The organism is Herbaspirillum sp. alder98 (assembly GCF_020179755.1).
GTDB lineage: Bacteria > Pseudomonadota > Gammaproteobacteria > Burkholderiales > Burkholderiaceae_D > Herbaspirillum.
Genome location: NZ_JAIUCY010000001.1, coordinates 611,022 through 624,408, shown reverse-complemented (window position 1 = coordinate 624,408; position 13,387 = coordinate 611,022). Strand labels below are relative to the sequence as shown.

Here is a 13,387-nt window from a genome sequence, read left to right as displayed (position 1 = left end):
GCGCTCAACCCCTTGTCGTGACGGCGAAGGCCCGCACGTCCTGCGGCGCCAGCGGCGCCTCGGTGCGGGTTTCCAGCCAGTAGCGGTACAGCAGGTTCTGCGCCGTGCGCAGGCGGTAGCCGGCGCTGGCGCGCATGTCCGACAGCGGCGCGAAGTCTTGCGCCAATGCCGCCATGGCTGCGCGCACCCGGGCCTGGTCCCAGGCCTGGCCAACCAGTTCGGCCTCGGCCCGGCTGGCGCGCCGGGGCGTGGCGGCCATGCCGCCGTAGGCGATGCGCGCCGCTACCACCTGGTCGTCGACGATGGTCAGGGCAAAGGCGGCGCAGACGGCCGAGATGTCCTGGTCGAAGCGCTTGGATAATTTATACGTCCTGAACCGCACATCGGCACGCGGCAGGGGAATCCGGATCGCCTGCACGAACTCGTCGGCCTGCAGCGCCGACTTCTGGTAGTCGAGGTAAAAATCTTCCAGCGGCATGACGCGCTGGCCACCGACGCCGTACAGCACGACCTGCGCGCCCAGGGCGATCAGCCAGGGCATCGAGTCGCCGATGGGCGAACCGTTGGCGACATTGCCGCCCAGCGTACCGGCATTGCGCACCGGCAGCGAGGCAAAGCGCTGCCACAGTTCGGATAACTGTTCGGGGTAGTGGCGATGAGCGGCCGCATAGGCTTGCTCGAGCGTGACGGCGGCGCCGATCTCGAGCCAGCCGTCGTGTTCGCCCACCTCGCGCAATGGCGCGACCTGACCGATATAGATGAGATCGCCCAGGTCGCGCATCTGCTTGGTCACCCACAGGCCGACATCGGTCGAACCCGCCAACAGGCGCGCTTGCGGCAGGGCATGGCGCAACTGCGCCAATTGCTCGAGCGTGCGTGGCGCATGGAAGGTCTGGTTTTCATGGGTGAAGGCCAGCGGCGTGTCGCGCCGCAGCGCAGCCAACGCCTGGCTGACCTGCGCCCGGTCGAAAGCCACCTTGGGCAACTGGCCCATCCGCTGGGCCGCGTCGATGATCGGGCGATACCCGGTGCAACGGCACAGGTTGCCCGACAGCGCGTCATCGATCTCGCGTTGGGTGGGGGCGACGCCGTCGCTTTCGTGGCGCAGGTACAAGCCCCATAGCGACATGACGAAACCGGGCGTGCAAAAGCCGCACTGCGAGCCATGGCATTCGACCATGGCCTGTTGCACCGGATGCAGGCAGCCATCTGGCTGGCGCAGGTCTTCCACCGTGAACAGCGCACGGCCGTCGAGGGTCGGCAAGAACTGGATGCAGGCGTTGACGGTCTTGAGGTCGAGCCGGCCGTCTTCCAGCAGCTCGCCCACCACTACCGTGCATGCACCGCAATCGCCCTCGGCGCAGCCTTCCTTGGTGCCGGTGCAGTGCAAGTCTTCGCGCAGGTGCTGCAGCACCGTGCGGGTGGCTGGCAGGTCCTGCACGTGGTGGGTCTTGCCACGGTAGTGGAAACGGATGGCTTGTGACATGTGGGTGCGGTTAAGTGGGATTGTTAACAAAATTTCCTGCCTTCGACCACATTCAAGAAACATGCCGGGGCCTGCAATCGACAATGTCGATTGTCTGGAGCAACTGGCGTGTCGGGATTGTCGGCGCGCCGGCCGCAACAATCCCGACCCTGGCTGTTATTCGCCCAGCCAGACCAGCTTGAACAGGAATACGGCGGCGATGATCCAGATTACACCCGATACATCGCGCGCGCGTCCGGTCAGCAACTTGAGCGCCGCATAACTGATGAACCCCAGCGCCAGTCCATTGGCGATGGAGTAGGTGAACGGCATCACCAGGGCGGTGATGACGGCCGGGATGCATTCGGTGGTGTCGTTCCAGTCGATATCCATCAACTCGCGCACCATCAGGCAGGCCACGAAGAACAATGCCGGCGCGGTGGCATAGGCCGGCACCACGCCCGCCAGGGGCGCGATGAACAGGCACAGCAGGAACAGCACGGCGATCGCCACGGCGGTCAGCCCGGTACGTCCGCCGGCTTGCACGCCCGCTGCGCTTTCGATATAGGCGGTAGTGCTGGAGGTGCCCAGCAGGGCGCCGGCGGCGATGGCGCCGCTGTCGGCCAGCAGCGCTTTGTTGAGGCGATCCATGCGGCCATCCTTCATCAGGCCGGCGCGTTGCGCCACGCCCATCAAGGTGCCGGTGGCATCGAACAGTTCCACCAGGAAGAACACCAGCACCACGTTGAGCAAGCCCATCGACAGCGCGCCCTTGAGGTCGAGCGCCAGGAAGGTGGGCGCCAGCGAAGGCGGGGCGGCGAACACGCCGCTGAAGTGGTTGCCGCCGAAGATGAAGCTCAGCACCGTCACCAGCAGGATGCCGATCAGCAGCGCGCCGCGCACCTTCAGGTGGTCGAGCGCGACGATCACCATGAAGCCGATCACGGCCATGATCGCGGCGGGCTGGTGCAGGTCGCCCAGTGTCACGAAGGTGGCCGGGTTGGCGGCGATGATGCCGGCGCTCTTGAGTGAAATGATGGCCAGGAACAGGCCGATCCCGGCCGGAATCGCCATGCGCAGCGAGCGCGGGATGCTCTTGATGATCACTTCACGGATGCGCAGCACACTCACCAGCAGGAACAGGCAGCCCGAGATGAACACCGCGCCCAGGGCGGCTTCCCAGGGGAAGCCCATGCCCTTGACCACGGCATACGAGAAGTAGGCGTTGAGTCCCATGCCCGGCGCCAGCCCGATAGGGTAGTTGGCGTACAGGCCCATGATCAGCGTGCCCACCGCTGCGGCCAGGCAGGTGGCGACGAACACGGCGTCGCGCGGCATGCCGGCATCGCCCAGGATGGCCGGGTTGACGAAGATGATGTAGGCCATCGTCAGGAAGGTGGTGAGGCCGGCCAGCAGTTCGGTGCGCACCGTGGTGCCGTTGGCGGAAAGCTTGAAGAAGCGGTCCAGGACATGGGTGGCTGGAGGCGTGTGGTTCTGGTTCATGATCGGCGGGGGCAGGGCGACGGGCGCGGGTTTTTCGGTCAGGACGTATTGTGCACCGAAAAAGGGCGATGGTTGGTGTGGCAATGGGCGGCGAGGGCGCAGCGCGTGGCTGCGCCCGTCATGCTCAGGCCTTGGGTTTGAAGCTGCGCAGGAAGTCCAGCAGGATCTGCGCCGACACCTCGGCATCGTCGGCGGTCATGGTTTCCAGCGGATTGTGGCTGATGCCGCCGTTGCCGCAGCGGGTAAACAGCATGCAGACGTCGGTCAGGCGGGCAATCGTCATGGCATCGTGACCGGCGCCGGACGCCAGTTCGAACGGGGCAATGCCGGCACGCCCGGTGGCCGCCGCCAGTTGCTGCATGAGCCACGGCGCGCAGGGCGCGGCCGGGGCCGACACGGTCTCTTCCAGCTTGACCTCGACACCGCGGCGCTCGCAGATTTCAGTGATGCGCGCCAGCACATCGGCCACGGCTGCCTGGCGGATATCGTCGCGCGCGGCGCGGATGTCGAGCGACAGCTGGCAGGCGCCGGGGATCACGTTGGTCGAGCCGCGCGGCACCTGCAACTGGCCCACCGTGCCGACCAGCGAGGCGTGCTGGTCCTGCGCGCAACGCTGTTCGACATACAGGATGATCTCGGCGGCGGCTGTGGCGGCGTCGCGACGCATGTCCATCGGCGTGGTGCCGGCATGGCTGGCCACGCCCTTGAGGTCGACCAGATAACGCGAACTGCCGGCGATGGAGGTGACGATGCCCACCGGCAGGTCGCGGTTCAGCAGCACCGGGCCCTGTTCGATATGCACCTCGACATAGCCCAGCAGGTCGGCCGGATCGCGCGCGATCTGCGGGATCGCGGCGACGTCGTGACCGGCCTGGGTGATCACCTCGCGCATGCTGATGCCGTCGCGGTCCTGCAAGTCGAGCAGGTTCATGTCGAATTGGCCGATGACGGCATTGCTACCGAGAAACGTGCTCTTGAAGCGCACCCCTTCTTCTTCCGAGAAGCCGATCACCTCGAAATGGAACGGCAGGGTCTCGCCGCGCTCCTTCAGATGCTTCACCAGCGCGATCGGGATCAGGATGCCTTCGCGGCCGTCGTACTTGCCGCCGTTGCGCACCGTGTCGTAGTGCGAGCCGGTCATCAGGGTCTTGGCCTGGGGATCGTTCGAGAGGTAGCGGCCGACCACATTGCCCACCGCATCGATCTGCACCTGCATGCCGGCCTCGCGCATCCACTGCGCCAGGCGCTGCGCGGTCTGCCGATGCGGCTCGGTCAGATAAGTACAGGTCAGCGCGCCTTCATCCTCGGACAGTGCGCCGATCTCTTCGGCCCATTGCATGACCAGCGCGCCCAACGCCGGCTGGTGGCTCAGCAGGTCGTTGATGCGCATTTCGGCGATCCGTCCGATCTGTCGCAGCGCTTCACGCAGTTCGTCTTCCGGCTGGTTCTTCAGGCGGCGAGTGAAGGTGGCGATGATCTGGCTGCGCGCCAGGCCCTGTCCGGTCGGTCCCTTGACTGCCAGGATGAACGGAAAGCCGAACCTGGCGTTGTAGTCGGCATTGAGTCGTTGCAGCGTGGCGAATTCGTCGGGCGTGCACATGTTGAGCCCGGCGCGCGCCTGTTCACCGGTCGATTCGGCGGTCAGCTCGCCGGCGATGTCGGCCTTGCCAGCCAGTTCCGGGTGCGCCCGCACCAGACCCAGTTGTTCGTCGCGGGTGGCGCTCACCACCACCTTCTGCAGCGCCAGCTTGAGCGCCGTCAGCGTGGCGAACGGGCGTTGCGCCGCGGCGCGCTGCGGGATCCATGGCGAATGCTCGTAGATGCCATGGAGCGCAGTGGCGAAAGCGGTGGCGTCGGCGGTATTGAGTTGGTCGAGGGTCATGTTCATGGCTAAGGGATTGCTGGCTGAGCGTGGCGGCGGCCGATTGTCGCGCCGGATTGTCGAGGCAGCAGCATCGGCGACGATGGCTTGCAGGCTGACTTTTCTGGCCGCTTTATATAAAGCATAGACTTTAAAACATCTGCAGCGGCTTGGCATCAGCTTATGTCATCAACGGCTGCCGAATTCTTGCGGCGCACCGATCTGGCGGCGGGAAGACCATGCGCCGGTATATCATGACGCCATCTTTTACCGACTCGGATATCAGGGGAAACAATGGGCAAGCTGAGTACGCACGTGCTGGACATCACCAAGGGAAAACCGGGCGCCGGCGTGGCCCTTTCCCTGTATGCCATCGAGCAGGGCCAGCGCCGCCTGGTGCGGCAGGCGGTCACTAACGAAGATGGCCGCTGCGACGAGCCGCTGCTGGCCGGCGACGCCCTGCACGCCGGCAAATACGAACTGGTGTTCGGGGCAGGCGATTATTTTGCCGCCCAGGGTGTGCAGGTGCCGGAACCGCGTTTTGTCGATGAGGTGGTGATCGCCTTCGGGATCGCCGACCCGGCCCAGAACTACCATGTTCCGTTAGTCGTCTCGCCCTGGGCTTACTCGACCTATCGCGGCAGTTGATTTAGCTAGGCTCACTTAGTCTTTCTTCCAGACCTGCCATCCGCTGGCAACGTGGATAGTGGCCGCCCCGGGTTCCCGGTGGGCGGCTACTTGTCGTGTCCATCCTGTTTCCATCCAGTGCTGCCTTCCGTGCGTCATTCCATCTGGCCTGGATCAAGGCAGATGCGAGTCGTCGTCATGGGGCAGAGATGCTTCTTGTCCGATGTGCGAGCAGGCAATATAATGATAATCATTCTCAAAAATTAGACTTAGTTGAGATAAAACAGAGCGCATCCCTTTGCTGCCCGCGTGGCGAAGAGGGCGCCAGTCATCGGGAACCGCCATTGACCGTGTTGCATCGTCCGCATCGCCTCCCTGCCAGTCCCGATGACACCGATTCGCGCCAAACGAAACGGCATTGGTCACGCCAGTGCCGTTTGCCCACTGGATATCATCCGGATAACAATTACTGAAAGGAATACCCTCATGAAGCGTTTGGCGATCGTCTCTGCTCTGCTGTCCACTTTCGTACTGGCCCCGGCTTCGGCGCACCAGATCTGGCTGCAGCAAGATAGCAAGGGCGCCCAATTGTATTTCGGCGAGTTCGGCGAAAACCTGCGCGAAGCATCGCCCGGCCTGCTCGACAAGTTCGTCAATCCGAGCGCCGTGCTGATCACGCCCAACGGCGATCGCACGCTCGACGTGAGCAAGAAGTCCAATGCCTTCAACCTGTCGGCCAAGGCGGCGCGCGGCGAATCGATCGTCGCTGAGGAATCGCATTACCCGGTCTTCGAGAACAAGCACGGCGGCGGCACCCCGGTGCGTACCGCGTGGACCCCGGCGGCACGACTGGTGACCTCCGACGCCGCCCAGGAACCGCGCCTGACGCTGGATCTGCTGCCGACCGGCAAGCCAGGCCAGTTCAAGGTAACTTACAAGAACCAGCCATTGCCCAAGGCCAAGGTCGGCCTGGTGGTGCAGTCCGGCTGGGCCAAGGAAGCGCATTCCGACGAGCAGGGCCTGGTGCAGTTCGACCTGCCGTGGCAAGGCGCCTACGTGGCTGAAGTGCACCATACCGACAAGGTCACCGGCGAGCGCGACGGCAAGGCCTTCGACACCGCCAGCTTCGTGACCACGCTGTCGCTGGTGCAGGCCAAGGGGATCAAGGCCGTGCCAGCAGGTCCTGCGGCCAAGCCTAACAAGTAAAGCGGGACTGTGCGGAAACAATGAAATCGACGACGCAATCCGGCCCGACGGCGTATTACCGCCTGGCCGTCCTTTCGCGCCTGGTAGCCGCTGTTGCTGGCGGCTATGCATTGGCCTCTCTGAGTACGTCGCTGTTGGCAGCCTGGCTGCCGATGGCCCGGGCCGATGCCGTGATGACGGCCACCATGTTCAGCTTCATCGTCTTCACCGTCGTGGTGATCTGGGTATTCGCCGCGCGTGATGCCTGGCGTGCCTGGGCCGCAGTGGCGCTGCCGCTGCTGGTGCTGGGTGGACTGGAGTGGTTGCGGCGGAGCGCGTCATGAGAGAAGGTTTCCGCCAATCGATGGCCTGGCTGCACACCTGGAGTGGTCTCCTGGTGTGCTGGGTGCTGCTGCTGGTGTTTTCAGCCGGCACCGCCAGCTACTTCAAGGAAGAGATCACGCTGTGGATGACCCCCGAGCTGCACGTGAGGTCGGCCGAGCCGGTCTCGCAGCAGGTCGCCCTGCAGCATGCGGTGGCGCATCTGGAGCACAATGCCGCCGATGCGCAGCGCTGGTTCATCACGCTGCCGGCGGACCGCAGCAGCGCCCTGCGGGTGGGTTGGGTGCCGCAACCGCCCAAGGATGGCAAGGGCAATCCACGGGGGCGCTTCAAGAGCGAAATACTCGACCCGGCCACCGGCCAGAAGCAGAGCGATGCCCGCGAGACCCGTGGTGGCGAATTTCTTTATCGCCTGCACTTCGACCTGCACTACATGCCGGTCACCTGGGCACGCTGGATCGTCAGTATCTGTGCCATGTTCATGCTGGTGGCGATCATCAGCGGCATCATCACCCACAAGCGCATCTTCAAGGATTTCTTTACGTTCCGCCCGGGCAAGGGCCAGCGTTCGTGGCTTGATGCGCATAACGCCACGGCTGTGCTGGCGTTGCCCTACCACCTGATGATCACCTATACCGGCCTGATCACGCTGATGTTCATGATCATGCCCTGGGGCATCCAGAGCGCCTACAAGGAGCAGGGCGAGAACGCGTTCTTCGCCGACGTCTTCCCGACCGTCGCCGGTCGTAACGGCGAGGCCGGTGGTCCCGCCAAGCTGGCGCCGCTGGTGCCGATTGCAGAACAGGCCCAGGCGCACTGGAACGGGGCCGGGCTGGCGACCATCGTGGTCAATAACCCGGGTCATGAACATGCATCGGTCGTGATCACGCGCCAGCGCACCCGCACGCTTTCCTATCTGCAACCGGCGATGGTCTTCGACGGCGTCACCGGCGCCCCGACGTCCACGGCCGGCGAAGACCCGAGCGGTACGGCAGTCACGCGCGGCGCGCTGTATGGCTTGCACATGGCGCATTTTGCAGACGCGTGGCTGCGCGTGCTGTTCTTCATCTGCGGTTTGTCGGGTTGCATCATGGTCGCCAGTGGCGCCTTGCTATGGGCCGTCAAGACGCGCCAGAAGCAGGCCAAGGCGCTGGCGCAGGGCGCCGCGCGCAGCTTCGGCCTGCGCCTGGTCGATGCGCTCAACATCGGCGCCATCGCCGGCTTGCCGATTGCATTTGCCGCCTATTTCTGGGCCAACCGGCTGCTGCCGGTGGGCCTGCCGCAGCGTCCGCAGATGGAGATCAACTGCTTCTTTGCGGCCTGGGCGATAGCGGCCGTGCTGGCTCAGCTGCGTCCCAGCATGGGCATGTGGCGCTTCCAGTTGTCGGTGGGCGCAGCGATGCTGATCGGCATTCCGGTGCTCAACGTGTTCACTACCCATTCGCATCTTGGCGTCACGCTGTTCCAGGGCCGTGGACCGTGGTCGGTGGCGGGCTTTGACATCACCGTATTGTTGCTGGGCATTGCGCTGGCGCTGGTGGTGCGGGTATTGCATCGACGCGAAAAGAAACAGGCCAAGGCATCACCGGCGAGCAAGGCGGCGCCGGCCAAATTGAAGGAGGCGGCATGAGCTTGCTGGGATTCGCGCTGGCACTGGTGCTGGCGTATGGGGCGTGGGGCGCATTGGCCATTGCGATGGACCGCCACTATGCCGATATCCATGGTCGCGGTGCCGAGCCCGAACCTGCACTGCGCCGACGCATGCGCGGGCTGGGAACGCTCGGTATCGGTCTGACCTTCGCGGTGACAGTGCGCATGCAGGGCTGGACCATCGGTCCGGTGGCCTGCCTGGGCGTGCTGGCCATTGCCGGTGTGCTTCAGGTGTTGTCGCTGACCTACGTGCCCGCGCGCATGCCGGCGTACGCGCGTTGGTCCGCCTATGCCGCAGCACCATTGGCGGTATTGTGGCTGATCGATTCGGGGGGCTGACGCTGTGGGGGGAGTACAGGGCGTTCTTGAAGCCGTGCTCTGACTATATTCGTCAGTCGCAGGATGTTCAGTCGGAGTGTGTCCGGCTGCCTGCCAATCTCAATGGCCGCGGGCCTTTTCGATGGTTTCGCGTGCGGCTTCCAGCATGGCGACCGGTTCTGCCGCGTTGGAATCGAGATAATGGTTTTCGAGGGTGATCGAGAGATTACTCATCTTCTCGGATAGATCGGCCAGCGCCACGCTCAGTTCGCACATCAGTGCGGAAATGTTTTTTGGTGGTTGCGTCATGTCTGCTTCCTTTCGAGAATTGATGCTCGTTGGGTACTAGCCGATTGGCACGTCAAGCCTTTACGTCTTGCCTGGTTCAGAACGCCTCTCATCAAGGAATGTGTTCCGAGCATACTATGACGAATTGCCGTTCGACGTTCGATGATGTCAAAAGTGCGATAAAAAACACAGCCAGGGGCGAATCAATATTGTTTTGACAATATCGCGTGTCATGGTTCCGGGCAGGACGGGCAATAGATGTCGGGCTGCAATATTGCAGTCGGATTTGCCGCAGGTCCCGGGGGCAGTAGCGACCTTCTTCCCCTCGACCAGCGACCATCCCTTCAAAGATATTTCAATTCAATCGTCGCCGACCCATCCAGCTGCAACTCTTCGCCACGTGGAAAATCCGGCCCACTGTTGAGCACCGCCTGTATGCGCAACGGCGCATTCAATACCTTCTGGGTGGACAAGGTGGCGCCGTCCTGGCTGAAGCCGAAGTAGTGGCCCGTATGCCGCAGATATCCGACATTGCTTCTCCAGCTGAGCCCCTTGTTGGACGACATGATGCTGCTGACCGGCTGGCCATCGGCGGTGGCGCTGGCGTCGAACGAGATGCGATAGCCGCCCAGCTTGTAGCCCGCCGCCATGCCCAGGCCGAAGGTCGAGCCGATGCTGGCAACTGAGTCATCGAACAGCCCGAATACACGCGACATCGCCCGATTGTCGACCACCGCCAGTGCGATGCTGGCGGGTTCGCGGCAATCGACGGTGAGCGTGATATCGCGTATCGGCAGCACGGTGGGATGCATGGGGTTGAGGCTGGCGATGGCGATGACGCCATAGTCCAGCACGCCATCACTGCTGAGGCTGGGCGTGCAGGCGGAGGGCCGCACGGTGCCCTTTACTTTCAATTCGACCGATGGCAGCGCATGTGCCGCCGCACCATGGCAGGCCAGGGCGAGCAGCAGGAAGAATCGGAGCAGGAATGCGGCAGGAATGCGGCAGGAGTGAGGGGCGAATGGGAGTGTCATCGGGACCTATGCCTTGAGTTGTCGCAATGTTGCGTAATGTCGGCATTGTCCTGATTCGGCCCCAGGCCTTGTATTGCAAAATTCTTATAAATTGCTTTTTATCGCCGTGAAAATGTCGAAGCCCGCATCGGCGGGCTTCGACATCGGGCACTTGATCGTAGCGATCAGAAGGTTTCCCAATCGCCGTCATCGGCCGTTGGCAGTCGTGACGGCGACTTCGAAGCCGGGCGCGCTGGCGCCGCCGCGGCCGGTGCTGCCACCTTGGCTGGCGACGGCGCGGAAGACGCCGCAGGCGCTGTCTGGCTGGCAGGGCGCGCCGGGGCCGGACGTTTTGCCGCAGCAGCCTTGATGCTCGGGCGGGCTGCAGTTGGCGTGGCGGCAGGTGCCGCTGTTGCTGCCGTGACGGTTGCCGTCGCCGGACGTCGCTGGTGGCTGGCGTCCAGCTGGAAGCGCGACACCAGGCCTGCCAGTGAGCCGGCCTGGTCCTGCAGCGAGCCGGCCGCCGCGGCGGCCTGCTCGACCAGTGCCGCGTTTTGCTGGGTGGTCTCGTCCATCTGCGTGATGGCGCGGTTGACTTCTTCGATGCCGGTGCTCTGCTCGCTGCTGGCGGCGCTGATCTCGCCCACGATATCGGTTACGCGACGTACGCTGGCGACCACTTCGGTCATGGTCGAGCCGGCTTGTTCGACCAGCTTGCTGCCGGCATCGACCTTGGCCACCGAGTCGTCGATCAGGGCCTTGATTTCCTTGGCGGCGCCGGCCGAGCGCTGCGCCAGCGAACGCACTTCCGAGGCCACCACCGCAAAGCCGCGTCCCTGCTCGCCGGCGCGGGCTGCTTCCACGGCGGCATTCAGGGCCAGGATATTGGTCTGGAAGGCGATGCTGTCGATCACGCTGATGATGTCGACGATCTTGCGCGACGACTCGTTGATCGAGCCCATGGTCTGCACCACTTCGCCGACCACGCTGCCGCCCTGGACCGCCACCTCGGAGGCCGATTCGGCCATCTGGTTGGCCTGGCGCGCGTTATCGGCATTCTGCTTCACGGTCGAGGTCAGTTGCTCCATGGCCGAGGCGGTTTCTTCGAGCGAACCGGCTTGCTGCTCGGTGCGCGACGACAGGTCGAGGTTGCCGCTGGCGATCTCGCCCGAGGCCGTGGCGATGGTGTCGGCCGCACTGCGGATGGCGGCAATCGTCGTCAGCAGCGAATCGCGCATGCTGCGCACCGCAAACAGCAGGCTGGTGCTGTCGCCGGGCCGGGTCTCGATGCTCGGGGTGAGGTCGCCCTGGGCAATCCGGTTGGCCACATCGGCAGCCTTCTGCGGGTCGCCGCCGATGGTGCGCATGATGCCGCGATTGATGGTCACCACCAGCGCCGACAGCGCCAGCGCCACCACCGCGAACAGGGCTCCCAGGCGCCACAGGGTATTCATGAAGCTGGCGTTGATGTCATCCATGTAGACGCCCGTGGTCAGCATCCAATCCCAGGGTTTGTAGCCGATCACGAAGGATGTCTTGGGCACCGGCTCGGACGCGCCCACCTTGGGCCACAGGTAATTGACGAAGCTGCCGGCCGGTTGCGCACCGGCGCGCGAGATCTCGACGAACAGCAGGGTGCCGGCCGGATCCTTGAAATTGGACAGGTCCTTGCCGTCCAGCTCTGGCTTGATCGGATGCATCACGATCACCTGGCCCGAGGTGGATACCGAAAAGTAACCGTCGGTGCCGTAGCGGATGCTCTTGATGGCGGCGATGGCGCGCTTTTGCGCTTCTTCGCGTGGCAGCGCACCGCTGTCGGCCTGCGCTCCGTAAGCCTTGACGATCGATAGCGCCGTCTGGCCGATGTGGGTCAGATCGGCACGACGTTCCTCGATCCGGATGTCGCGCACCATGAAGGCGGAAAAGAGCGAAACCGCCAGCAAGGCGATCAGGCTCAGCACGAGTGGCAACCAAAGTTTTTTATTGAAGGACAACTGGCCCATGGTGGAGTCTCCCTAGATATCGAATGATGCTGTCTGGCGTCTGCGCGCCTGGAAATTCCGGACTTGGGTATTCCGCTTTACTTGATCGACCAGCGTGGCTGCGAAGTTTCCGCACACCGTTTACGGCCCGGTGCAATGCTAACTTTAGCGTGCACCCTGGCCCCTTTAGCATGCGAATAGAAGTGCCTTCACCACCGATTTCATTCGATACCGGCGCCGGCTCAGTACTGCACCAGATACCACAGCCGCCCGATCCATTCGCGCATCGCATAGGTCGATAGCGTCAATGCCGAAGCGCTTGGCAGAAAATCGGTAAAGCGAGTCGGCCCCCGGCTGGTAAACAGCATCGGCGCAGCGGTCGCCTGCAGGTCGGTGGCGCCAAAGGCGCTCATCGAGCGCGGCATGTGGATGGCGTCGGTGACCAGCAGGATGCGTTCGATGCCATCGGCGCGCAGCATCGCGGCCGACAGGGTCGCGTTGTCGTTGGTAGTGTTGGCACGTGGTTCTTGCCAGCGCGCCTCGATGCCGAAGTCGCGCTTGAGCGAGCGCGCCATCAGCGCCGCCTCGCTTTCTTTCCATCCACCCGGGCTGCCGCCGGTGATGAGCACCGGCAGGCCGGTCTGGCGATGCAGGTAGGCCCCGTATTTAAGTCGTTGCAGGCCGATCAGGCTGGGCTGGTCGGTATCGCCATATTCGGTGGCGGCTACCAGACGCCCGGCGCCCAGGATCACGATGGCCTGGGCCGAGCCGACGGCGGCCAGCGGCGGATAACTGTTTTCCAGAGGCCGCACCAGCAGCAATGCCCCGGCGCGGGTGCTGAGCACCACCAGCATGGTCACGCCCAGCACGGTCAACAATTTGCCCAGTCGGGGCAGGCGTCGGCGCAGCAAGAACCCGAGCAGGCACAGCAGCAGGGAGTTGATGGGGGGCAACAGGATGACGCTGGCGATGAGCGAGACGAGAACGGAAGCGGGCATGGGCGAGGGCGGCTGCGAGATTGGAGGGGCGGAAGGAGCGGAAAGGGTGGAAAGGGCGAAGCACCAGAGGCTGCATTGTCATGCAACGCAGCATTTTGATCCACTGCTGCGATGACGAGTTGCCACCTGGTACGGAAAGCAGCAGAATCGTGGAG

General features: G+C 63.9%; 12 protein-coding genes. 5 read left to right on the top strand and 7 right to left on the bottom strand.

The window, feature by feature from the left end; translation table 11 throughout:
• Positions 1–4: 4 nt before the first annotated feature.
• From xdhA to LBW87_RS02975, 3 genes are all read right to left on the bottom strand, one after another.
• The gene (gene xdhA, locus LBW87_RS02985) at positions 5–1,486 is read right to left on the bottom strand and encodes a xanthine dehydrogenase small subunit (protein ID WP_225199935.1); all 1,482 of its coding nucleotides are present in this window, start codon (positions 1,484–1,486) and stop codon (positions 5–7) included.
• 156 nt (positions 1,487–1,642) lie between these two features.
• Positions 1,643–2,968, bottom strand: coding sequence for an NCS2 family permease (locus tag LBW87_RS02980; RefSeq protein ID WP_225199934.1), 1,326 nt, complete (start codon positions 2,966–2,968; stop codon positions 1,643–1,645).
• Positions 2,969–3,092: 124 nt separating this feature from the next.
• Entirely contained in the window at positions 3,093–4,856 is a 1,764-nt protein-coding gene (locus LBW87_RS02975; protein WP_225199933.1) for an allantoate amidohydrolase, read from the bottom strand.
• A 267-nt stretch (positions 4,857–5,123) separates the two neighbouring features.
• Between LBW87_RS02975 and uraH the strand changes: the two genes are divergently transcribed.
• From uraH to LBW87_RS02950, 5 genes are all read left to right on the top strand, one after another.
• Positions 5,124–5,477 (top strand): hydroxyisourate hydrolase, encoded by a 354-nt coding sequence (uraH, locus tag LBW87_RS02970; protein WP_225199932.1) that lies wholly within the window; start codon positions 5,124–5,126, stop codon positions 5,475–5,477.
• Positions 5,478–5,942: 465 nt separating this feature from the next.
• A complete protein-coding gene (locus LBW87_RS02965; RefSeq protein ID WP_225199931.1) occupies positions 5,943–6,662 on the top strand; it encodes a DUF4198 domain-containing protein in 720 nt (239 codons plus the stop codon).
• A 20-nt stretch (positions 6,663–6,682) separates the two neighbouring features.
• Positions 6,683–6,985 (top strand): DUF3649 domain-containing protein, encoded by a 303-nt coding sequence (locus LBW87_RS02960; protein ID WP_225199930.1) that lies wholly within the window; start codon positions 6,683–6,685, stop codon positions 6,983–6,985.
• On the top strand, positions 6,982–8,613 hold the full coding sequence (locus LBW87_RS02955; protein WP_225199929.1) for a PepSY-associated TM helix domain-containing protein: 1,632 nt from the start codon (positions 6,982–6,984) through the stop codon (positions 8,611–8,613). Before LBW87_RS02960 ends, LBW87_RS02955 begins: the two co-directional genes overlap by 4 nt.
• Positions 8,610–8,972, top strand: a complete 363-nt coding sequence (locus tag LBW87_RS02950; RefSeq protein ID WP_225199928.1) for a DUF3325 domain-containing protein — start codon at positions 8,610–8,612, stop codon at positions 8,970–8,972. The genes LBW87_RS02955 and LBW87_RS02950 overlap by 4 nt, the downstream gene beginning before the upstream one ends.
• A gap of 99 nt (positions 8,973–9,071) precedes the next feature.
• On the opposite strand, the gene LBW87_RS02945 is transcribed toward LBW87_RS02950, so the two are convergent.
• From LBW87_RS02945 to LBW87_RS02930, 4 genes are all read right to left on the bottom strand, one after another.
• Positions 9,072–9,260: a hypothetical protein gene (locus LBW87_RS02945; RefSeq protein ID WP_225199927.1), complete on the bottom strand. Its 189-nt coding sequence runs from the start codon at positions 9,258–9,260 to the stop codon at positions 9,072–9,074.
• 323 nt (positions 9,261–9,583) lie between these two features.
• The gene (locus LBW87_RS02940; RefSeq protein WP_225199926.1) at positions 9,584–10,273 is read right to left on the bottom strand and encodes a DUF1120 domain-containing protein; all 690 of its coding nucleotides are present in this window, start codon (positions 10,271–10,273) and stop codon (positions 9,584–9,586) included.
• Between the two features lie 164 nt (positions 10,274–10,437).
• Positions 10,438–12,255: a methyl-accepting chemotaxis protein gene (locus LBW87_RS02935; RefSeq protein ID WP_225199925.1), complete on the bottom strand. Its 1,818-nt coding sequence runs from the start codon at positions 12,253–12,255 to the stop codon at positions 10,438–10,440.
• A gap of 221 nt (positions 12,256–12,476) precedes the next feature.
• On the bottom strand, positions 12,477–13,232 hold the full coding sequence (locus tag LBW87_RS02930; RefSeq protein WP_225199924.1) for a YdcF family protein: 756 nt from the start codon (positions 13,230–13,232) through the stop codon (positions 12,477–12,479).
• Positions 13,233–13,387 lie beyond the last annotated feature (155 nt).

Coding starts and splice junctions, on each gene's coding strand:
- xdhA (WP_225199935.1), bottom strand. CDS start 1,486: ATGTCACAAGCCATCCGTTTCCACTACCGTGGCAAGACCCACCACGTG.
- LBW87_RS02980 (WP_225199934.1), bottom strand. CDS start 2,968: ATGAACCAGAACCACACGCCTCCAGCCACCCATGTCCTGGACCGCTTC.
- LBW87_RS02975 (WP_225199933.1), bottom strand. CDS start 4,856: ATGAACATGACCCTCGACCAACTCAATACCGCCGACGCCACCGCTTTC.
- uraH (WP_225199932.1), top strand. CDS start 5,124: ATGGGCAAGCTGAGTACGCACGTGCTGGACATCACCAAGGGAAAACCG.
- LBW87_RS02965 (WP_225199931.1), top strand. CDS start 5,943: ATGAAGCGTTTGGCGATCGTCTCTGCTCTGCTGTCCACTTTCGTACTG.
- LBW87_RS02960 (WP_225199930.1), top strand. CDS start 6,683: ATGAAATCGACGACGCAATCCGGCCCGACGGCGTATTACCGCCTGGCC.
- LBW87_RS02955 (WP_225199929.1), top strand. CDS start 6,982: ATGAGAGAAGGTTTCCGCCAATCGATGGCCTGGCTGCACACCTGGAGT.
- LBW87_RS02950 (WP_225199928.1), top strand. CDS start 8,610: ATGAGCTTGCTGGGATTCGCGCTGGCACTGGTGCTGGCGTATGGGGCG.
- LBW87_RS02945 (WP_225199927.1), bottom strand. CDS start 9,260: ATGACGCAACCACCAAAAAACATTTCCGCACTGATGTGCGAACTGAGC.
- LBW87_RS02940 (WP_225199926.1), bottom strand. CDS start 10,273: ATGACACTCCCATTCGCCCCTCACTCCTGCCGCATTCCTGCCGCATTC.
- LBW87_RS02935 (WP_225199925.1), bottom strand. CDS start 12,255: ATGGGCCAGTTGTCCTTCAATAAAAAACTTTGGTTGCCACTCGTGCTG.
- LBW87_RS02930 (WP_225199924.1), bottom strand. CDS start 13,232: ATGCCCGCTTCCGTTCTCGTCTCGCTCATCGCCAGCGTCATCCTGTTG.